The 19,641-nt window shown below is 61.1% G+C and carries 20 protein-coding genes; 10 read left to right on the forward strand and 10 right to left on the reverse strand.

Translation table 11 applies throughout. The features are described 5' to 3' along the window. Positions 1–134: 134 nt before the first annotated feature. Positions 135–560: an OsmC family protein gene (locus tag AABE10_RS13775; protein ID WP_087737290.1), complete on the reverse strand. Its 426-nt coding sequence runs from the start codon at positions 558–560 to the stop codon at positions 135–137. Between the two features lie 351 nt (positions 561–911). Here AABE10_RS13775 and AABE10_RS13780 point away from each other — a divergent pair, with 351 nt between their 5' ends. Beyond that, positions 912–1,205: a DUF4148 domain-containing protein gene (locus AABE10_RS13780; protein ID WP_342933785.1), complete on the forward strand. Its 294-nt coding sequence runs from the start codon at positions 912–914 to the stop codon at positions 1,203–1,205. Between the two features lie 159 nt (positions 1,206–1,364). Here AABE10_RS13780 and AABE10_RS13785 read toward each other — a convergent pair whose 3' ends face one another. The 4 genes from AABE10_RS13785 to AABE10_RS13800 all read right to left on the reverse strand — a co-directional run bounded on the left by AABE10_RS13785 (position 1,365) and on the right by AABE10_RS13800 (position 5,385). Further along, entirely contained in the window at positions 1,365–1,919 is a 555-nt protein-coding gene (locus AABE10_RS13785) for a carboxymuconolactone decarboxylase family protein (RefSeq protein ID WP_342933786.1), read from the reverse strand. A 32-nt stretch (positions 1,920–1,951) separates the two neighbouring features. After that, positions 1,952–3,289: an aspartate aminotransferase family protein gene (locus tag AABE10_RS13790; protein ID WP_342933787.1), complete on the reverse strand. Its 1,338-nt coding sequence runs from the start codon at positions 3,287–3,289 to the stop codon at positions 1,952–1,954. After that, positions 3,286–4,380: a C45 family peptidase gene (locus tag AABE10_RS13795; protein ID WP_342933788.1), complete on the reverse strand. Its 1,095-nt coding sequence runs from the start codon at positions 4,378–4,380 to the stop codon at positions 3,286–3,288. Before AABE10_RS13795 ends, AABE10_RS13790 begins: the two co-directional genes overlap by 4 nt. A 144-nt stretch (positions 4,381–4,524) precedes the next feature. Then, positions 4,525–5,385 (reverse strand): MurR/RpiR family transcriptional regulator, encoded by an 861-nt coding sequence (locus AABE10_RS13800; protein WP_342933789.1) that lies wholly within the window; start codon positions 5,383–5,385, stop codon positions 4,525–4,527. 292 nt (positions 5,386–5,677) lie between these two features. Between AABE10_RS13800 and arsH the strand changes: the two genes are divergently transcribed. From arsH to AABE10_RS13815, 3 genes are all read left to right on the forward strand, one after another. Beyond that, positions 5,678–6,367, forward strand: coding sequence for an arsenical resistance protein ArsH (gene arsH, locus AABE10_RS13805; RefSeq protein ID WP_342933871.1), 690 nt, complete (start codon positions 5,678–5,680; stop codon positions 6,365–6,367). An 83-nt stretch (positions 6,368–6,450) separates the two neighbouring features. Then, positions 6,451–6,684, forward strand: coding sequence for an ArsR/SmtB family transcription factor (locus tag AABE10_RS13810; RefSeq protein WP_342933872.1), 234 nt, complete (start codon positions 6,451–6,453; stop codon positions 6,682–6,684). Continuing rightward, on the forward strand, positions 6,685–7,155 hold the full coding sequence (locus tag AABE10_RS13815) for a VOC family protein (RefSeq protein WP_342933790.1): 471 nt from the start codon (positions 6,685–6,687) through the stop codon (positions 7,153–7,155). Between the two features lie 127 nt (positions 7,156–7,282). Here the strand turns inward: AABE10_RS13815 and AABE10_RS13820 are convergent, their stop codons facing one another. Next, positions 7,283–7,630: a metalloregulator ArsR/SmtB family transcription factor gene (locus AABE10_RS13820; protein WP_342933791.1), complete on the reverse strand. Its 348-nt coding sequence runs from the start codon at positions 7,628–7,630 to the stop codon at positions 7,283–7,285. Positions 7,631–7,856: 226 nt separating this feature from the next. Between AABE10_RS13820 and AABE10_RS13825 the strand changes: the two genes are divergently transcribed. From AABE10_RS13825 to AABE10_RS13835, 3 genes are read left to right on the forward strand one after another with little or no spacing between them, the layout of a single operon-like run. Then, positions 7,857–8,372 (forward strand): arsenate reductase ArsC, encoded by a 516-nt coding sequence (locus tag AABE10_RS13825; RefSeq protein ID WP_342933792.1) that lies wholly within the window; start codon positions 7,857–7,859, stop codon positions 8,370–8,372. A gap of 29 nt (positions 8,373–8,401) precedes the next feature. Continuing rightward, on the forward strand, positions 8,402–8,713 hold the full coding sequence (locus AABE10_RS13830) for a hypothetical protein (RefSeq protein WP_342933793.1): 312 nt from the start codon (positions 8,402–8,404) through the stop codon (positions 8,711–8,713). Then, positions 8,710–9,486 (forward strand): MIP/aquaporin family protein, encoded by a 777-nt coding sequence (locus AABE10_RS13835; protein WP_342933794.1) that lies wholly within the window; start codon positions 8,710–8,712, stop codon positions 9,484–9,486. The genes AABE10_RS13830 and AABE10_RS13835 overlap by 4 nt, the downstream gene beginning before the upstream one ends. A 168-nt stretch (positions 9,487–9,654) precedes the next feature. Here AABE10_RS13835 and AABE10_RS13840 read toward each other — a convergent pair whose 3' ends face one another. After that, positions 9,655–10,938 carry an ATP-binding protein gene (locus AABE10_RS13840; RefSeq protein ID WP_342933795.1) on the reverse strand — a complete coding sequence of 428 codons (1,284 nt, stop codon included), beginning with the start codon at positions 10,936–10,938 and terminating at the stop codon, positions 9,655–9,657. 442 nt (positions 10,939–11,380) lie between these two features. Here AABE10_RS13840 and AABE10_RS13845 point away from each other — a divergent pair, with 442 nt between their 5' ends. After that, the gene (locus AABE10_RS13845) at positions 11,381–12,556 is read left to right on the forward strand and encodes a permease (protein ID WP_342933796.1); all 1,176 of its coding nucleotides are present in this window, start codon (positions 11,381–11,383) and stop codon (positions 12,554–12,556) included. Between the two features lie 99 nt (positions 12,557–12,655). Here the strand turns inward: AABE10_RS13845 and AABE10_RS13850 are convergent, their stop codons facing one another. The 3 genes from AABE10_RS13850 to AABE10_RS13860 all read right to left on the reverse strand — a co-directional run bounded on the left by AABE10_RS13850 (position 12,656) and on the right by AABE10_RS13860 (position 17,203). Next, on the reverse strand, positions 12,656–14,098 hold the full coding sequence (locus AABE10_RS13850) for an aldehyde dehydrogenase family protein (RefSeq protein ID WP_342933797.1): 1,443 nt from the start codon (positions 14,096–14,098) through the stop codon (positions 12,656–12,658). Between the two features lie 21 nt (positions 14,099–14,119). Continuing rightward, complete coding sequence (locus AABE10_RS13855; protein WP_342933798.1) at positions 14,120–15,328, reverse strand: fumarylacetoacetate hydrolase family protein; 1,209 nt, start codon at positions 15,326–15,328, stop codon at positions 14,120–14,122. A 90-nt stretch (positions 15,329–15,418) separates the two neighbouring features. Next, positions 15,419–17,203 (reverse strand): IlvD/Edd family dehydratase, encoded by a 1,785-nt coding sequence (locus AABE10_RS13860; RefSeq protein ID WP_342933799.1) that lies wholly within the window; start codon positions 17,201–17,203, stop codon positions 15,419–15,421. A 479-nt stretch (positions 17,204–17,682) separates the two neighbouring features. Here AABE10_RS13860 and AABE10_RS13865 point away from each other — a divergent pair, with 479 nt between their 5' ends. Beyond that, positions 17,683–19,035 carry an MFS transporter gene (locus AABE10_RS13865; protein ID WP_342933800.1) on the forward strand — a complete coding sequence of 451 codons (1,353 nt, stop codon included), beginning with the start codon at positions 17,683–17,685 and terminating at the stop codon, positions 19,033–19,035. A gap of 207 nt (positions 19,036–19,242) precedes the next feature. Further along, on the forward strand, positions 19,243–19,530 hold the full coding sequence (locus AABE10_RS13870) for a cupin domain-containing protein (protein ID WP_342933801.1): 288 nt from the start codon (positions 19,243–19,245) through the stop codon (positions 19,528–19,530). Positions 19,531–19,641 lie beyond the last annotated feature (111 nt).

Genomic DNA, 19,641 nt, shown 5'->3' on the forward strand with positions numbered 1-19,641 from the left:
CTCCGTCGAGGGCTGAAGAGAAACCTCGGTTGAGCCGCTTCGCGCGCGCGGGACTGGGCGCACGCACGAAGCGGCCAGGCATGCAGCGCGCAACGGCTTTCACGCGAAAAAGCTGCGTTGCGCGCCGCGAAAGCTCAGGTTTCGAGCTTCGCGTCCATCGTGATCGTCGCGTTCAATACCTTCGAGATCGGGCAACCGGCCTTGGCATCGGCGGCCGCCTTGTCGAACGCGGCCTTGTCGCCGCCCGGAATCTTCACGACGACGTCGAGATGCGAAGCCGTCACCGCGAAGCCGCCGCCGTCCTTGTCGAGCGTGACCGTCGCCGTGGTGGCGATGCGCTCGGGTTTGATATTCGCCTTGCCCAGTTCCGCCGACAACGCCATCGAAAAGCATCCCGCATGTGCCGCCGCGATCAGCTCTTCGGGGTTCGTGCCGATGCCGTTTTCGAAGCGCGTCGAGAACGAATACTGCGTGTCCTTGAGGACGCCGCTATCGGTTGAGATCGAACCCTTGCCGTCCTGCAGACCGCCCTGCCAGACTGCCGATGCCTTGCGCTTCATCAGACTCTCCCATCTCATGCCCGCTTCGTGCAGCGCGTCTCCAGCCACGATGCCTGCCGCGACGGTCTCGCCCGAATCTCGCGGCATCAGGCACCGGTCACGCGCGCCGCGCCGACAGCGTGGGCTTTAGGCGTGGACCGAAGCTTCATCATAGGCGGATATCCGTGGCGCTGCCGTGAAGCGCACCGCCGCGCCTCGAAAGCGGAACGGCGCGCGGATTATCTCAACGGTAGCAAGAATATTTATCCAAACGGACGCTTTTTTCCTCACCTTCGCGGAAATACACTGGCCTCAACGGTTCGGAACACAGCATTCCAACCGAACTCATCAACAATGTTCCCGGAGGTCATCATGAAATCGCTTCTTTCCGCAGTCGTCGTCGCATCGGCACTGATCGTTCCCGCTGTGTCGTTCGCGCAGCAAGCCAATGGCGCTGTGACGCGCGCGCAGGTTCAAGCCGAGCTGGTCGCCGCACAGCAAAACGGCACGCTCGACCAGAACGACGTGTCGTATCCGAAGGCCAGGCCGCAATTCGGCGCGTCGTCGCAGTCGTCGGAAGTCGGCGGCGTGACGGCTGGCTCGTCGCAATCGGGTTCGCGTCCGAGCGTCGAGCAACGAATCTTCTCGACGTTCCGCGGCAACTAAGCACGAACTGAGCGCAACGTCGTGACACGGCGGCACGCGATGGTTCACGCGCCGCCAGATGGACGAAGGCCCCGGCTGACCTGAAACGTCAGCCGGGGCCTTTTTACGTCGTATACCGTTCGATACGGTTCGTGGCCAGTCGCTAGCGAGGCGCCGCGCCTATTCGGGGAACGGCAGCGAGTCCTGTCCTTGCGCGCGCATGCCGAACACGTTGAGCGTCATCGCGACCAGCGCGTAATAGCCGAGCAGCCCAACGAGATTGATCGTCACGTCATGACCGAAACGCTCGACGGCCTTCGCATACGTCGCGTCCGACACGCGCTTCGTTTCGTACAGCTCGGTCGTGAACGCATAGATGAGCGCGTCGTCGGCATCGGCGAATGAAGGAACGCGGCCTTGCCGGATCGCTTCGGCATCTTCGGCGCGCACGCCTGCGTCAATGGCGATCGGATAGTGGATGAACCACTCGGCCTGCGCCTGCCAGCGCGACGCCGTGACGAGAATCGCCAGCTCCGACAGACGCAGCGACAAACCCGTCTTGTAGCGGCAGAACGCGCCGAGGCGCTGCGCGTGCTGCGCGAGTTCGGGGCTATGAATCCAGCCGAGGAACGGACCGTTCAGATTGCCGCGCGGCCCCGACAGGATTTCGTCGAGCACGGCTTTCTGTTCGGGCGACGCGTGGCTGGCGTCGAATGGTGGCAGACGGTTGGTCATCGCAAGCTCTTCGAGAGTGGGTTCGGGTTGAATCAGGCAGCGCCCGTCGCGGCGAGCGCGCCGTCGATCGCATCCTTCAGGCGGCCGACGATCTGCTCGATATCACGCGGCGTGCAGATGAACGGCGGCGCGAGCAGCACGTGATCGCCGATCTTGCCGTCGACCGTGCCGCCCATCGGATACACCATCAGGCCGCGCTGGAACGCCTCGCGCTTGATCGCCGCGTGCAGCTTCAGTTTCGCATCGAACGGCGTTTTCGTCGCGCGGTCTTTCACCATCTCGACGCCGACGAAGAGACCCCGGCCGCGAATGTCGCCGACATACGGATGCTGCGCGTACTGCTCGCGCAGCAGCGAACGCAGTTGTTCACCGCGCGCCTTCACGTTGTCGAGCAGATGCTCGTCGGCGATCACGCGCTGCACTTCGAGCGCGGCGGCACAGGCCGTAGCGTGGCCGATATACGTGTGGCCGTGCTGGAAGAAGCCCGAGCCGCCCGTGATCGCGCTGTAGATCCTGTCGCTCACGAGCGTCGCGCCGATCGGCTGATAACCCGCGCCGAGCCCCTTCGCGATGGTCAGCAGATCGGGCGCCACGCCGTCTTCTTCGCACGCGAACAGATGGCCCGTACGGCCCATGCCCGACATGATTTCATCGAGAATCAGCAGCACGCCATAGCGGTCGCACACCGCACGAATCTTGCGGAAGTACTCGCGCACGGGCGGCACGGCGCCCGCCGTCGCGCCGACTACCGTTTCGGCGACGAACGCCGCGACCGTCTGCGAGCCGAGTTCGAGAATCTTCTGTTCGAGTTCGTCGGCAAGACGCTGCGCGAACTGCTCTTCCGTTTCGTCCGCGCGCTGCTCGCGATACGCGTAGCACGGGCTCACATGATGCGCGTCGATCAGTAGCGGCAGGAACGGCTCGCGGCGCCACGCATTGCCGCCGATCGCGAGCGCGCCCAGCGTGTTGCCGTGATAGCTCTGACGCCGCGCGATGATATGTCGGCGCTGCGGCTCGCCCGTTTCGACGAAGTACTGGCGCGCGAGCTTCAGCGCGGCCTCGATCGCCTCCGAGCCGCCCGACACGAAATACACATGCCCGAGCCCTTGCGGCGCGCGGTCGACGAGATAGCTCGCGAGTTCCTCGGCGGGCTGCGTCGTGAAGAACGACGTATGCGCGTACGGCAGTTCCTGCGCCTGGCGCTTGATCGCGTCGATCACGCGCTGGTTGCTGTGGCCGAGGCACGAAACGGCTGCGCCGCCCGATGCGTCGATATAGCGCTTGCCCGTCGAATCGATGATCTCGATGCCCTCGCCTTTCACGGCGACGGGCAACGTCTGCTTCGGCATGCGGTGGAATACGGTAGTCATGCGCTTTCCTTGGAGGTAGGGAGAACGGCAGCGCTCGGGCCGCCGTGCGTGCAGGTGCGTTCGATAAAGGTGTCGAAAACGACGGCGCGTTGCGCATGTACCTGCAGCGCGACACCGTCGTTGCGGATGCGGAACAGCGCCGTCGCGAGCGTGTTTTCGTCGTCGGGATCGTTCGGGTCTTCGCGATAGATCGGCAGGCCGGCGGGCGCCTCGTCGTGCTGCATCTGGACGAGCACGTCGCCGTCGATTGCCGCGCTCCGCTCCCGCTCGTCGAGCAGCGCCGCGACGCGCGCCTGACGATCGCGCGACGAGTCGGTGACGATCTGCGCCTCGCGATCGCAACCGTGATGGATCATGTGATTCGCGTGGCCCGATGCGCGCGCGACGGGCACGACCGAGCAACGCATCGCCGTCGCCTCGACGCTCATCACGCGACTGTCGCCCGCCGCGCCGAGCGTGTGATGAAAGCCACTGGCGCGCGGCGTGTCTTGCAGCAGATGCACGGCGGCGTCGAGCGTCGATGCGTCGAGCACCGCGCGCGAGAGAATCATGCGGGGCACGCCCGTCAACGGCTGACGGATACGCAGATTGTTGATCGCCTGCACGAGCCCGGCGCGGTTCGCGGCGAACGTGTGCCCGGGCAGCGAACCGGGGTAATAGAAGCTGATGAAGCCGGGCTTGCCCGTCGGCTGGACATCGACGATCAGGCCTTTGCCGTGCAGGAACGGGTCGCCGTCTTCGTTGTGCGCGATCAGCGTTTCATTGCTGGCGACGGCGGCGAACGTCGTGCACCCGTCGGGCGTGTTGTGAACCAGCTCGCCGCGGCAGTTCCACAGGAAAATGTCTTCCGCCGACCAGCCGAGCCCCGCCGCGATGCCGTCGAGTTCCGCCACCTGGTCGGGAAACCGCGCGAGCGCCGCGTCGCGAAGGTGCCGCACGAACGAGTGGCCGCGCCACGCGCGCACGCTGCGCCAGGCCGCGCTCTGCTGCATGTACGCATCGAACACCGGCCGCGCCAGCTCGCCGAGCTGACGGCCGATTTCAGCCGGCTCGCCGGCTATCCGATGCAACACCCATCCCCGCTTCGACACACGACACCTCGAACATCAACACGCGATGCACATTTATACGTCACTGCAACATATGTTGTCAACAACCGTGCAAGCCGCCGCCATGCGCAGCCGCTCGCATGTGCTTCGCCACGGAACACGCCGTGGCGCGTCGATCAGCGTACCTCAGGGTACGTAAGCGCCCTTCGCGTGCAGCGACTGCTCGGCGAGTTCGAGGTACTGGACGGCGTCCGTGCCTTCGAGCGCAAGCAGATGCGCGACCAGCGATTCGGCGATTGCCGTCGCCGCCACGAGGGATGGGAAAAACGATGGGCTTTCGTGTGAAAAAATCAGCACCTTGTCGGCGTTCAGCGCGATGGGCGACACAGCGCTGTCGGTGATGGCGATCAGCTTGCTGCCTTTTTCGAGCGCAGCCTCGGCGACGCGCGCGGCTTCGACGGAATACGGCGCGAAGCTCACGACGACGGTTGCGCTGTCGCGCTCGATGCCACGCAACTGCATTTCGAGCGTGCCCGCTTCGCCCGTCAGCAGCGACACTGACGAGCGAAAGAGGCGGTATCCGTAGACAAGGCCGAACGCAACGGGATAGCACGAACGGAAGCCCGCGACATGCACGTGCGATGCGCGCCGCAGCAGCTTTGCGGCTTCGACGGTGACGCGCGCATTATGAGCCGCCGTCACTTCGAGATTGTGCTGGTGTGCGACGAGCAGATCGTGCGCGAGCGCGTCTTTCGCGTGGCCTTTGACGAGTGAGCGGGCGCGCGTGGTCAGCGGCTCGGGACGCGTGCGCACCCGCGCGACGAACAGGTCGCGCAACTCGTTCCAGCCCGGAAAGCCCAGTTGCTGCGACAGACGCACGAGCGATGCGGGTTGCACCTGCGCACGCTCGGCGACCTTGCGCATCGACGAAACAGCGACCTCATCGGGATGATCGAGCAGAAACGCCGCCCCCATCTGGAACTGCGGACTGAGCTCCTGAAAGCGTCCGCGAATAAGGGCGGCGAGCTGATCGAAGTTGTCGGGCATACGGTGTACCGGGCGATGGGATGACAACAAATGTTACCACCCGGTATCGGGGTAATCCAATGAAGGGCGGACCGCTGGTGAATCGCAGACGGATTGGCAAACCGCGCGGACGAAGATTGGAAAAAATCAATCGTTTCCGTCTCGTACTTGCGATTCCTCGATATTTCTATAAACTTGGAACTATCAAATGTTTGCCGCTTCATCCACCATGACAGCTTCCGGTTCTACGTCTGTGTCGCTTCCCGCAGCAAAACCCGGGTTTCTCGATACGGCAATCGCAACCCGCCTTGGTATGCCGGATGCCCCGCCTGTACGCATCCTGTTGTTGTATGGCTCGCTTCGCGCACGTTCGTATTCGCGTTTGCTGGTTGAGGAGGCGGCTCGCCTGCTTCAGCTCTTCGGCGCAGAGACGCGCATATTCGACCCGCGCGACCTGCCGTACCCGGATGAAGTCGAAGGAAACGACCATCCGAAAGTGAAGGAATTGCGCGACCTGTCGATGTGGTCCGAAGGACACGTCTGGTGCAGCCCGGAACGTCACGGCACGATTTCCGGCGTCATGAAGACACAGATCGATCAGTTACCGCTGTCGATGGGCGGCATCCGTCCTACGCAGGGGCGAACGCTTGCGGTGATGCAGGTCAGCGGTGGGTCGCAGTCGTTCAATACTGTGAACCAGCTGCGCCAGCTTGGGCGATGGATGCGCATGTTCACCATCCCCAACCAGTCCTCGATTGCGAAGGCACATGAGGAGTTCGATGACGATGGCCGCATGAAGCCGTCCTCGTATTACGACCGCCTGGTCGACGTGATGGAGGAACTCGTGAAGTTCACGTTGCTGCTGCGCGGCAAGTCCGACTATCTCGTTGACCGCTACAGCGAGCGCGTTGAAGCTGGCCGGTCGTCTGACCCGACGACGGACCTGGCCTCGCTTGCGACGGGGCTTGCTGAGCCGACATCACAGCAGGAAGACATCGAGTAAATCTTATCGCAACCATCGATTCGAAATCGGCAGTAAAGGCGCTCGGCGCATTGGCGCAAGAGTCACGTCTTGCGACGTTTCGGTTGCTGGTTACTGCAGGTCCGGTGTGCATGAGCGCAGGCGCGATTGCGGAAGCACTCGGTCTTCCCTCACTAACTCTTTCATACCATCTGAAAGAACTGAGCTACGCAGGCCTGATAGAGGGACATTCGCAGGGGCGACGCGTCGTGTACAGCGCGAACTACAGCAACATGCACGCGCTTGTCGATTTCTTGCCCGAAAAACTGCTGTGCGACTCAACAGGAGTGGAGGCGTAAATGAAGCGATTCCATGTACACGTCGTCGTCCCGACACTTGACGAAGGCGTGCGATTTTACAGCGGACTGTTTGGCGCCGGGCCTACGGTGCTGAAAGATGACTACGCGAAGTGGATGCTCGAAGACCCGCGCGTGAACTTTGCAATATCGGCGCGAGGTGGTGAAGTCGGAGTAAACCACCTTGGCTTTCAGGTCGACAGCGATGACGAACTCGCCTCACTTCGCGAGCAGGCATTCGCGGCAAGCGTCGATATCGTCGACCGACGAGGCGCTCAATGCTGCTATGCGTCCTCGAACAAATACTGGGCGAAGGATCCCGCAGGCGTCCCGTGGGAGACGTATCACACGCTTGGCGAAATTCCGCTCTATGGCGCCGACAGCTCGCAGCGCGAAGAAACTCAGTCGGGCGCATGCTGCGCTCCCGTGAGTACGACTCCGACGACCATCGAACGAAAGACCACCTGCTGCTGAAGCCTGAGCGCTTTGGAGCACAAAGCTCGTTCTCGCGGAAAACTGCTTTCCGGGCAGTTCGCCTCTTTGCGCCTGCCCCGCCGCGCTCACCCGGCGGGACCGGCAACGGTTCCTGTTATCACTGCCGTCAGGCAGGGACTGCCTTTGGTTTGCATTTAGCCTTCTTTTTCGGCGCGCAAGCCGCCGACTCTATCCCTTGACAGCAATTCTCGGTCAGGAACCCGATGAGCTCATTCATGTGCTCAATTTCGGGCGCGTAGTAAATGAAGCGCCCTTCCTGCCGCGAACTGACGAGGCCTGCATGCGTCAACTCCTTCAGATGAAACGACAGGGTCGCGCTTGCCAGTTCGAGATGTTCCTGAATGACACCCACGCTCAATCCCTCAGGACCGGCAGTCACAAGCAGTCGGAAAATGCCAAGTCGCGTTGGCTGGGCCAGCGCGGACAGAGCTTTGATAGCGTCTTTTTCCTTCATGGTGCATGCGTTCCGAGAATTAACGAATGATTCTAAACCGATTGAGCAAACCGTGAAGTCCGTTATCGAGCGAGATGATCCTCGACTGCGACCCCATCCTGGTCACGACTGCTGTGAATAGCGCTGCCACGACGTGGCACCGTCGGCTTGCCGTTAAACAACAGTTCTATTATATTGGAGATATAGACATAAGCCTGCCTGCAGCATGATTTGTGGTGGAGAGCCCATGACCGAACCGCGCAAATTCAACGTCCTCTTTTTGTGCACGCATAACTCCGCACGCTCGATCCTCGCAGAAGCCGCGCTCAATGCGCGCGCAGGCAACAGGTTTGCCGGTTACAGCGCGGGTAGTCACCCTGGCGCTGCACCCAACGCTTTCGCGCTGGAATTGCTTCGTTCGCTGAATATTCCCACGGACGGCCTTCATAGCAAGAGCTGGGACGAGTTTGCAAACCATGACGCCCCGGATATCGACTTTGTCATCACAGTCTGCGATGACGCTGCGGGTGAGGTGTGCCCGATTTGGCCCGGACGTCCAGCAAAAGCGCACTGGGGCGTGGCCGATCCCTCACGAGCCGAGGGTGGCGATGACGAAAAGCGTTTGGCTTTCCAGCGGGCATACGCTCAGCTGTGCAAACGCATTGACATGTTCACGACACTGCCGCTGGACAAGCTCGACCACGTCGCCGTGCAACGCGAGATGCAGAACATCGGCACGTCGCTGCGCGAGCAAGGCGAATAGCGCGTTCGCGTCTTAACAAGGGGGCGATTATGAACGACAAGGTCTACAACGTTCTGTTTCTTTGCACGGATAATTCGGCCCGAAGCTTCGTCTTTCCGGTCTGCGACAACGCGGCCGGTGAGCAGTGTCCTGTCTGGCCGGATCAACCCATGACCGTACACTTGGGTGTTCGCGACCCTGCTGCGGTCAAAGGCTCCGACGATACGAAAATGCGAGCCTTCAAGGACGCTGCCGCTACGTTGCGCAAACGTATTGAACTCTTCAAGAGCCTTCCATTGGTATCGCTTGACCGCGTGGCGATCAAGAAGGAAATCACCGATATCGGGAAGTCCGCGCCATGAGATTGCGTCATGCTGTCGTAGCCGAGTTTCTCGGCTCAGCGATGCTTCTTGCTACGGTCGTCGGCTCCGGCGTCATGGGTGAGCGGCTTGCCGGTGGCAACGTCGCAATCGCGCTGCTTGCGAACACACTGGCTACAGGCGCAGGTCTGGTGGCGCTAATTGCCACCTTTATCGGCATCTCCGGTGCGCACTTCAATCCCCTCGTGACGCTCGCGGAAGTCTGCCTCGGCAAACTCCGATGGAAGCATGCGGGGGCCTATGTCGTGGCGCAGGCTGTCGGCGCAATCGCGGGAGTAATAGCCGCACATGGGATGTTCGACCTGCCGTTGATAGAGACGTCGCATCACGTGCGTACCGGTGTGTCTCAATGGTGGAGCGAGGTCGTGGCATCGTTCGGCTTGCTCACGGTGATCCTGCATGTGGCCAGGCGCCGCATCGGATTCATCCCGGCAGCAGTGGGCGGTTACATCACCGCAGCGTACTGGTTCACTGCATCCACCTCGTTCGCCAATCCCACGGTCACTATCGCGCGTTCGCTGACGGATACGTTTTCTGGCATCCGGCCCGTCGATGCGCCGGGATTTATCATCAGCGAGCTGATTGGCGGGGCACTCGCAATATGGCTGTTCCGATGGATGGAGGACGCCCATGCCCCAGCCATCGCCAGGGACACTGAAGACAGCAAGACCGGGGCACGCGGCGTCGTTCGGCAACTCGAGGTAGCGACCACTCAAACCAACGGAGCGCAACTGCACAGCGCGCAAAAGCGCTGATATTCGCGACAGCCTTTCCTCCATTGCTGCCCGCAATACGCTTGGTACCTATGGTTCGACGTCACGCCGTTAATGCTGTCGCCTGCCAGACCTTCACTCATCCCATCGTCGTATTGCCGATGCGATATCGCGCTCGACTACTTCTAGCGACGGATTCTTGACGGTCGCTCAGGATGTCGGGCTTTTGCGGGCGGAGAGCGGATGCCGGTAGCAGACACGGAGCCCTCTATCCATGTTTTCGAGCACAAGCGCACCACCGCTACGGCGCGCGATTTCCGACACGATCGAAAGGCCGAGGCCACTGCCCGCAGCCGAATTACCAGGGATGCGATAGAACGGCTCCAGTACTCGCGATAGCTGGTCTTCCGGGATGCCGGGCCCGGAATCCCTCACTTCCATCAGCAGATGCTCGCCCTGCTGTATGACCGACACATCGACCCTGCCGCCCTCTGGCGTGTACCGGACCGCGTTATCGACGAGATTGCGCAATACGACGGAGAGTGCGGCCGTATCGGCAATCACCTCGACGTCATCCACCTTGTCGAGCCCTAGATCGACCTGTTTGCTCTGTGCCATATCGACGGCATTGACTACCGCTTCCGTTGCCAGTTGCCGAAGGCAAACGGCGGCCGGCTTCATGGACGAGCCATGCTGCGAACGGGCCAGCGTCAGCAGTTGTTCGACCAGTCGCGCAGTGCGCCGTATCGCTGCCTGAAACGACACAAGTCGCTCGCGCGCCACAAGCGGATTGTCGGCGGCACCGAGATGCTCTGCTTGCAAAGAGAGGGCGGCGAGTGGCGAGCGCAACTCGTGAGCGGCATCTGCGATAAACCGGCGCTGCTGTGACATTGCATCCTTGAGCCGGCCGATCAGCCGGTTTATCGATGTGACGAACGGAAGCAGTTCTTTTGGAATGTCCTGCTCGGACAGCGCATCGAGCGTCGCATCGTCCTGCTGATCTACGACATTGGCCAGGCGACGCACAGGCAGCAACGTCGTATGCACGAGAAAGACGACGAGTGCGACCAATATAGGCGTCAGGGCAAGCATCGGAAACAGTGTTCTCATCGCACCATCTCTCGCGATTTCGTCGCGCACCACTGAAAGTTCCGCGACTGCAATTCTCTCGCCGGAATGCAATGTGCGCACACTGACGCGCCAACTCTTGCCGTCATCATCGAGGCTGTGCAGTCCGTCTGGAAGCGTTTGCGGAATGGTGATCGGCGCATCCGCGCTGACTGGCGATTGACCCAGACGCGAGATGACGAGCCTCACGTCCGAATCCTGGCCGCCTTGCCACGCAACCGTGGGCGCTGCGAGGACAAGCTTCCCAGCGTTAATCAGTGCACCGATTTCCCGAAGATGACCGTCCTGCAGTTTGTTCGCCTCATGATAGGCGGCGGAAAAAGACGCGCCACCCGCGATAACGCTTAGCGCAACGATGACGGACACGATCCACCATGTCAGTCGCGACGTCATGGACCGCGGAGAACGTTCCTGTCGACCATCCATTCGACACCTCATATTGTGCGAATAATTGTAAGGGCCTGACTTCTTCGGAATGGTATGTAGCGGCTGCTCAACGGGCCGTCTCGCTGAAAACCGATGCGCGCTGTCGCGTCAGTGAAGGCGCAACGTGCCCGGTTTTTACCTGGAACTTCCTTCGCCAGCAGCCTTATTGTGAGCCAGATCAGACCCGGCAAGAGTAACGCATCGTCGATGTACCCGGGGAGTGGATGAAGCTGGCGTACCTACGCTGCGATGCGCATGCATAGTGTCGAGGTCTCTCCCCAGGCATGACGGGTGCTGACCAGGTCGCGAGTATCGATTGCCTCGACGATCCACGCTATCTATTTTGTGGTCGCATCCGTCACGACGAACGCAGGAGGTCGCAATGCAAATTCTCGGCGCGTTGGGTCACGCCCTGTGGATGTCTTTCACCATGCTATGGCAGATTTTCTGGGGACTCAGTCTAGGCTTTCTGTTCTCCGCCGTGATCGAAGTGACGGTGTCGAAGTCCGAGATGTCGACGCTACTGCCGGACGACTCCGCGCGTTCACTGACTGTTGCAAGCCTGTTCGGCGCGGCGTCGTCTTCCTGTTCCTATGCTGCCGTCGCGATGGCGCGCTCGATGATTCGCAAAGGAGCCAACTTCACTGCAACCATGGCGTTCCAGTTCGCCGCTACGAATCTCGTGCTTGAACTGGGCGTATTGATGTGGGTGCTGATTGCATGGCAGTTTGCCGCCGCCGAATTCATCGGTGGCCCTGTCATGATCGTCGTGCTCGCTTTACTGTTCCGGTTCTTTTTGGGGGATGCGCTGAAGAAGCAGGCTATTGAGCAAGCAGACAAGGGTATCGCCGGCAGCATGGAAGGACATGCTGCGATGTCGATGGGTGAACAGAAAGGCAGCTGGAAAGATCGCCTCCTATCGAAGGACGGCATGAAGGCCATCAGTCACAGCTACGTGATGAACTGGACGATGTTGTGGCGAGACATTGGATTAGGGTTAGTTATTGCCGGCGCCATAGCGGCATGGGTACCGGACAGCTTCTGGCAGAAATTCTTTCTCGTAAGCCACCCAACACTCGCGATAATCTGGGGCGCTTTCATTGGCCCGCTCATCGCGGTCGCATCGTTTACCTGTTCGGTCGGGAACGTACCGTTGGCAGCCGTCTTGTGGAAGGGTGGAATCAGCTTCGGAGGCGTTGCCTCATTCATATTTGGCGACCTCATCATCCTTCCGATCATCAACATCTATCGAAAGTACTACGGCGGCAAAATGACCGCCTTCATGACCGCGACCTTCTACGTCGCGATGGTCGCGGCCGCGCTGATTGTAGAGGCATTGTTCCAGCTGGCGGGCTGGGTGCCGCCTCAGCGTCACACCGCCGTCATCGACGCTACCATCACTTTCAACTACACCACCGTTCTGGACATCATTTTCGGCATCGTCTTTATCGTCCTGACGACTGTCTTTTTCCGCACAGGCGGCGTTGAAATGATGCGCATGATGGAGAGCGGCGAGCACGGCGCACAATCATCGCCACATGATCATTCTCCACGCTAGAAGCATGTTCAATCGCAGCTTGGCTCCTTTCATCATCAGCAGGAACCGAGGTAGCGCTCCCCTTGGCCGGCATCCGATCTGTCGTCTCTAATCCGCGTGTCAGACCGCGCCCGGATTGATGTACGAAGTCTTGACGGTCGTGTAGAACTCCCGCGCATAGCTGCCCTGCTCGCGAGGACCATAGCTCGACCCTTTGCGACCGCCAAAAGGCACGTGATAGTCGACGCCCGCCGTTGCCGTGTTCACCATGACCATACCAGCCTGCACGTGTCGACGAAAATGACTCGCAACGCTTAGCGAAGTCGTGCAGATACCCGCCGACAAGCCGAACTCCGTGTCGTTCGCCACCGCGAGCGCCTCGTGATAGTCCTTGACCTTGATAACGGATGCGACTGGCCCGAACACCTCTTCGCGATTGATACGCATCGCGGCCGCCGTGTTGGTCACCAGCGCGGGCGCGAGGAAATAGCCGCGCGTGGACGCTTCGACACGCTCGCCGCCGAACACCTCTCCACCCTCTTCACGCGCAATCGCGATGTAGCGCTCATCCTGCTGGAGTTGCTTGTCGTCGACGACAGGCCCGATATGCGTTCCGTCAGCCAGTGCGTCGCCGACTTTCAGCGTCTTCATCCGCGCCTTCATCGCTTCGATAAAGCGATCGTGAATGCCTTCCGTGACGATGAGCCGGCTCGATGCCGTACACCGTTGCCCCGTCGAAAAGAAGGCACCGTTGATGCATGCCTCGACGGCAACGTCGAGATCGGCGTCATCGACGATGACCATCGGGTTCTTGCCGCCCATCTCAAGCTGAAACTTCTTGCCCGTCGCAAAGCACTTTGCGCCGATCGCGCGGCCTGTCGCCACCGAGCCGGTAAAACTGACGGCGTCGACGTCCGGCGAGTTGACGATCGCTTCGCCGACCACGGAGCCGCGGCCCATCACGAGATTGATGACGCCTGCGGGCGCACCTGCTTCGGCGATGATCTTCACCAGCTCCCACGTGCTCGCCGGCACCAGGTCCGCGGGCTTGATGACGACCGTGTTGCCGTATGCGAGCGCAGGCGCAATCTTCCAGGCGGGAATGGCAATAGGAAAGTTCCAGGGCGTAATAAGGCCGATGACACCGAGCGGCTCACGCGTCATCTCGACGGTCATTCCCGGCCGCACGGATGGCACCGTCTCTCCGCCGATACGAAGCGCTTCTCCCGCAAAGAACTTGAAGATCTGCCCTGCCCGCCCGACTTCGCCGATTGCTTCGGGCAGTGTCTTGCCTTCTTCGCGTGCAAGCAGCCGGCCCAGTTCCGTCTTGCGCGCGAGGATGACGCTGCCGGCCTGGTCGAGCAGATCGAAGCGTTGCTGAGGCGTCGACAGCGACCAACGCGCAAAGGCCTTGCGCGCGGCAGCGATCGCATCGCGTGTCTGCGCATCATCTGCCTGCGCGAATTCGCCGATGACGTCGTCGAGATTGGAAGGATTGACGTTGGCAGACGTGGTGGCGCCGCACACCCATTTGCCGTCGATATAGTTGTCGAACTGGTTCATGTTGTCTTTCCTGATTCAGCGTTATCGATGACCGGCATGCGCGATCGTCTGGAGCAATCCGCGCGAGGCCAGATTGCGATACAGCGCGCGCACGCCGAAGGTCCACGGCGCGATCTCCGTGCTCAACTGCACGGTATTGATCAACGCACCGAGTTGCGGCGCCGAGATCGTGACCTTGTCGCCGAGATGGTGCGTGAAGCCGCCGCCTTGCGTGTCGCGGTCCTTGATCGGCGAGAACATCGTGCCGAGAAACAGCATGAAGCCGTCGGGATACTGGTGATGGCGTCCGCATGTTTGCGCGACGAGATCCGCCGGATCGCGGCTGATCTCGCTCATATGGCTGACGCCATCGAGAAGAAAGCCGTCATCCGCGCCCTCGACACGCAGCGACACGCTGGCCTTGCGCACCGCGTCGAGATCGAACGATTCGTCGAACAGTCGCACGAACGGGCCGATCGCGCACGATGCGTTGTTGTCCTTGCACTTGCCCAGCAGCAACGCCGAACGGCCTTCGATGTCGCGCAGATTGACGTCGTTGCCGAGCGTCGCGCCGACAATCTCGCCACGGCTGTTGACTGCGAGGACGATCTCGGGCTCAGGGTTGTTCCAGTTCGATGCGGGCAACAATCCGATGTCCGCGCCGAAGCCGACGGCCGACATCGGCTGCGACTTCGAGAACACTTCGGCATCGGGCCCGATGCCCACTTCCATGTACTGGGACCATGCGCCGCGCCGCTCGAGTTCCGCCTTGAGCTTCATCGCCGCTTCGGAACCCGGCTTGATTTTCGACAGGTCCGTACCGATCGTCGCTGCAATCGTTTCGCGGACGTCTTGCGCCTTTGCCGGATCGCCGCCCGCTTGCTCCTCGATGACGCGCTCGATGAGGCTCACCGCAAACGTGACCCCGCATGCCTTGATCGCCTGCACGTCGTTGGGTGCGAGCAGTTGCAATGCGAGTTCTTCCGTACGGTGCAGAAGATTGGCTTCGATCAGCTTGTCGACGGTGCCCAGCGATTCGCCTTTCACCGTACGCGCGAATTGAACGATGTCGTCGCGATCGAACAGGTCCGCCGTAGTCGGAACGCTGGCGGTGATATCGAGCACTTCGCCGTTGCGGACGAGCACGACGCAAGGCCCTTCGTGCGCGCCCGTTTTACGCCATAGGCGGCCGACGAGCAGCGCGTGCTGAATGTCATCGGGAAGATACGCCGATGCTGATGATGAGGTCATGGTGCGGATGTCTCCTGTTCGTTTGATATGGGCCGCTGATTCGACAAAAGCTGGCATCGATGTGAACGCATCGAGCCAGCCGCATCCTGTTCAATGCGAGTGTCGCGGGTTGCCGCGCTCGGCGATGACTTTCAGATAGAGCGTGGCGGGCTCGAGACAGCCGCCCGTCGACAGTTGCCCCACAGTCTTCCGATACAACTCCTGCCAGGGCGTTTGCGCCTCCGGAATTTCGAAGCTCGCGCTCTCGCGCCGCCGCTTAAGCTCTTGTTCATCGACCAGCACATCGACGCTGCGCGCATTCAGATCGACGCGGATACGGTCGCCCGTTTGCAGCAGCGCAAGCCCGCCGCCCACCGCCGCCTCAGGCGACATGTTGAGGATCGACGGACTCGCCGATGTGCCGCTCTGCCGGCCGTCGCCCATCGTCGGCAGCGACGCGATGCCCTTGCGCACCAGTTCGGCGGGCGGCGCCATATTGACGACTTCCGCGCTGCCCGGATAGCCGACCGTGCCCGCACCGCGAATCACGAGTATGCAATGCTGATCGATGTTCAGCGACGGGTCGTCGATACGCGCGTGATAGTCCTCGGGACCATCGAACACAATGGCGCGCGCCTCGAACGTGTTCTCCGCGCCGGGCTCGCTCAAATAGGTTTGCCTGAACGCATCGCCCACCACCGACATCTTCATGATCGCGCTATCGAAGAAGTTGCCCGACAGCACCATGAATCCCGCTCCGTGCTTGAGCGGCTCGTCCGTACTCTTGATGACCTCGCGGTCCGGCTCAGGCGCGCTATCGACGATCGCACCGATCGTGCGGCCCGACACCGTCAGGCAGTCGCGATGCACGAGCCCCGCGCGATCGAGTTCGCGCAGCACGGCAGGCACGCCGCCCGCGCGATGGAAGCTCTCGCCCAGATATTCGCCGGCCGGCATGCAGTTGACGATGAGCGGCACCTGCTCGCCAACGCGCTGCCAGTCGTCGAGACTCAGTTCGACGCCCATGTGACGCGCGATTGCAATCAGGTGCGGCGGACAGTTGGTAGAAGCACCGAGCGCCGACGCGACAACGATCGCGTTCTCGAATGCTTTTTTCGTCATGACTTGCGATGGGCGCACGTCTTCGCGCACGAGATCGACGATGCGCTTGCCCGTCGCATACGCCATCTGGCCTCGCTCGCGATACGCGGCGGGAATGCTCGCGCAGCCGGGCAGCGACATGCCGAGCGCTTCCGCGAGACTGTTCATCGACAGCGCCGTGCCCATCGTATTGCAGTGACCGATGGAAGGCGACGATGCCGTCGTGAGTTCCATGAAGCCTTCGTAATCGATCTCGCCCGCTGCAAGCAGATTGCGCGCATGCCAGATCACCGTACCCGAACCGACGCGCTTGCCGTGATGCCAGCCGTCGAGCATCGGGCCGCCAGACAATACGATTGCGGGCATGTCGACGGTCGCGGCGGCCATCAGACACGCCGGCGTGGTCTTGTCGCAACCCGTCGTCAGCACGACGCCATCGAGCGGGAATCCATGCAGGATTTCGACGAGACCGAGATACGCAAGATTGCGGTCGAGCGCGGCCGTGGGCCGGCGGCTCTGTTCGGCGAGCGGATGAACGGGGAATTCCATCGGGATGCCGCCCGCGTCGCGAATGCCCGCCTTGGTCCGCGCGGCGAGTTCGATGTGGTGCCGGTTGCAGGGCGCGAGATCGCTACCCGTCTGCGCGATGCCGATGATGGGACGGCCCGACTGCAATTCCTCGCGCGTGAGGCCGTAGTTCATGAAGCGCTCGACATAGAGCGCGGTCATGTCGGCATGGGCCGGGTCATCGAACCATTCCTGGCTGCGCAGGCGCCGTGTGTTGGACTGGGTCATTGCGTTGTACTCCGTTTGTTCGATGTGCTGGCGACGTGTCGGTCACTATCGCCTGTATTACGGACAGCGCCGGCGGCCGTCGGGTGCCCGCGGCTGCCTCCTTGCTGCCGGATTTACAATGTCTGTTATCGGTAACATTTTTCGATATTATCATGCTGTGCGGGGTCTGTGCACCTCGCCCAGCTTACGCGCTTTCATAAAAAATGGCCGTGTGATCCGCGTGCGACGGCCGTCACAGTCGCAAGCCACGCAGCTGTCATCCGACGCCCAGGTAGATTCCCCTGGCTTGCTCTGCGATGCCTCCTCGTGCTAATTTCGTTACCGATAACATTTTGTCCATCGGCATTTGTATGCCGAAATGTTACCGGTAACTACGATTCGAGGCGCTATTGAACGCGCCTGCAAGCCACCACGCAGTACGGTGAGCGGTCTCCTTTCGAACGGGACCGCGCACGACAAATGCAAAAGGAGACAACCCTATGCCCACCATCACTCAGGCCACGGCGTCACCCGTCGCTGTCGACGAGACTGAAGAACTGCTTTACCGCAAGGTACTGAAGCGCATCTTGCCGCTGCTGCTTCTGTGTTACGTCGTCGCCTACCTGGACCGCGTCAACGTCGGCTTTGCGAAATTGCAGATGCTCGACTCGCTCGGCCTGAGCGATGGCGTCTATGCCGTCGGGGCAAGCATCTTCTTCTGGGGATACTTCTTCTTCGAGATGCCGAGCAACCTGCTTCTTCACCGCTACGGTGCGCGTTTCTGGATCGCCCGCATCATGGTCACGTGGGGTATCGTCTCGTCGTCGCTGGCGTTCATTTCGCCGCTGGCAAGTTTCTTCCACGTCGAAACCTCGACGATGTTCTATATCCTGCGGTTTTTGCTGGGCGTCTGCGAGGCCGGCTTCTTCCCGGGCATCATCCTCTACATGAACTACTGGTTCCCGGCCCGTCGTCAAAGCATCGCGATGTCGGGGTTCCTGATTGCCATTCCCGTGAGCCTGACGCTGGGCGGCATCGTTTCCGGATGGCTGATGGAGAATACACACGGTCTATTCGGCCTGGGCGGCTGGCAATGGATGCTTCTGCTCGAAGGCATTCCGTCGATCCTCGTCGCATTCGTGGTGCTGTTCCGTATGGGCGATGGCATTCAATCGGCGAAATGGCTGACGGCCTCCGAAAAAGCCCTGCTGCAAAGAAATCTCGAACAGGAAAGCGCGAAAAAGACGCATAGCGTTGCGGCGGCGCTCAAGAGCCCGCGCGTATGGCTGCTGACTTTCATCCTGTTGACGTTCAACACCGGCTTCTATGGCCTCGCGTTCTGGCTGCCGTCGATCATCAAGGCGTCGGGCGTGAAAAGCACCTTTAACATCGGCTTGCTGACGGCCATTCCGTACCTCAGCGCAGTGGTCGCGATGATCTGGAATGCGGCGCACTCGCGCAAGACGGGCGAGCGTCGGATGCACGCGGCGATTCCCGCGTGCATCGGCGGCGTCGGCCTGATTCTGAGCGCGCTCTTCGCGAACAACGTGCCGCTGTCGATTCTGTTCCTGACGATCGCCACCTGCGCAATCCTTGGCCTGATGCCGATTTACTGGACCTTCCCGGGGCAAATTCTCTCGGGCACGGCGGCGGCGGCCGGCATTGCGCTGATCAACTCCGTCGGCAACCTGTCGGGCTTTACCGGCTCGATGATTACCAGCGTGGCGAAGGACCTGACGGGCAATATCAACGACGGCACTTATGCGCTCGGCGCCTGCCTGCTCGTCAGTTGCGTGCTGATTCTGTCGATTCCGAAGAGCATGCTGAACAGGGAACCGGCTGAACGCGGATAAGTACTTTCGGCGCGACAACCCACTGCTTCACTGCTGCTACAGCAAAGCCCGCCTCCCCGGCGGGCTTTCTTTATTGATGAATCGATTGCACTGGCAGGCAACACGCGTTGCGCTAACGTGCAATCTTTCCAAGCCGCACAGCGGTATCGTTGTCTCACCCATAAACCGCTGAATGTTCTCTGCGTTCAGCGCATTCAGGAGACGACGATGGAAATCAAACCGAAAGTCCGCGAAGAGGCCGTTCAACTCGATAACCTGGCGTGGAAAGCATTCCCGGACGCGCTTTCGCAAGGCGGCATTCGCTGGAAGATGCTGCATGCGTCGCCGGAAATGGGCGCATGGACGGCGATATTCGAGTGCCCGGCCGGCTCGTCCTTCAACGCACATTTCCATGTCGGCCCCGGCGAATATCTGCTGACGAAAGGGCGAATGGACGTGCGAGGCGGCGCCGAGCATGGCGGCGACACGGTCGTTGCGCCCGCTTATGGCTACTAATCGGCCAATGCCCGCCACGATAAAACGTACTTTCCGGTCGACAGCGAGTTCTACATGACTTTCCTCGGCCCGCTCGAATTCATCAAGGAAGATGGGACGCCTATCGTCGTC

The sequence above is a fragment of the Paraburkholderia diazotrophica genome, assembly GCF_038900755.1.
In the GTDB taxonomy this organism is placed as follows: Bacteria; Pseudomonadota; Gammaproteobacteria; order Burkholderiales; family Burkholderiaceae; genus Paraburkholderia; species Paraburkholderia diazotrophica_A.

Excerpts from the sequence above, each read along its gene's own strand:
- AABE10_RS13820 (WP_342933791.1), bottom strand. The coding sequence starts at position 7,630 with ATGAAGGAAAAAGACGCTATCAAAGCTCTGTCCGCGCTGGCCCAGCCA.
- AABE10_RS13785 (WP_342933786.1), bottom strand. The coding sequence starts at position 1,919 with ATGACCAACCGTCTGCCACCATTCGACGCCAGCCACGCGTCGCCCGAA.
- AABE10_RS13845 (WP_342933796.1), top strand. The coding sequence starts at position 11,381 with ATGCAAATTCTCGGCGCGTTGGGTCACGCCCTGTGGATGTCTTTCACC.
- AABE10_RS13855 (WP_342933798.1), bottom strand. The coding sequence starts at position 15,328 with ATGACCTCATCATCAGCATCGGCGTATCTTCCCGATGACATTCAGCAC.
- AABE10_RS13835 (WP_342933794.1), top strand. The coding sequence starts at position 8,710 with ATGAGATTGCGTCATGCTGTCGTAGCCGAGTTTCTCGGCTCAGCGATG.
- AABE10_RS13850 (WP_342933797.1), bottom strand. The coding sequence starts at position 14,098 with ATGAACCAGTTCGACAACTATATCGACGGCAAATGGGTGTGCGGCGCC.
- AABE10_RS13870 (WP_342933801.1), top strand. The coding sequence starts at position 19,243 with ATGGAAATCAAACCGAAAGTCCGCGAAGAGGCCGTTCAACTCGATAAC.
- AABE10_RS13865 (WP_342933800.1), top strand. The coding sequence starts at position 17,683 with ATGCCCACCATCACTCAGGCCACGGCGTCACCCGTCGCTGTCGACGAG.
- AABE10_RS13860 (WP_342933799.1), bottom strand. The coding sequence starts at position 17,203 with ATGACCCAGTCCAACACACGGCGCCTGCGCAGCCAGGAATGGTTCGAT.
- AABE10_RS13775 (WP_087737290.1), bottom strand. The coding sequence starts at position 560 with ATGAAGCGCAAGGCATCGGCAGTCTGGCAGGGCGGTCTGCAGGACGGC.
- arsH (WP_342933871.1), top strand. The coding sequence starts at position 5,678 with ATGCCGGATGCCCCGCCTGTACGCATCCTGTTGTTGTATGGCTCGCTT.
- AABE10_RS13800 (WP_342933789.1), bottom strand. The coding sequence starts at position 5,385 with ATGCCCGACAACTTCGATCAGCTCGCCGCCCTTATTCGCGGACGCTTT.
- AABE10_RS13815 (WP_342933790.1), top strand. The coding sequence starts at position 6,685 with ATGAAGCGATTCCATGTACACGTCGTCGTCCCGACACTTGACGAAGGC.
- AABE10_RS13780 (WP_342933785.1), top strand. The coding sequence starts at position 912 with ATGAAATCGCTTCTTTCCGCAGTCGTCGTCGCATCGGCACTGATCGTT.
- AABE10_RS13790 (WP_342933787.1), bottom strand. The coding sequence starts at position 3,289 with ATGACTACCGTATTCCACCGCATGCCGAAGCAGACGTTGCCCGTCGCC.
- AABE10_RS13830 (WP_342933793.1), top strand. The coding sequence starts at position 8,402 with ATGAACGACAAGGTCTACAACGTTCTGTTTCTTTGCACGGATAATTCG.
- AABE10_RS13825 (WP_342933792.1), top strand. The coding sequence starts at position 7,857 with ATGACCGAACCGCGCAAATTCAACGTCCTCTTTTTGTGCACGCATAAC.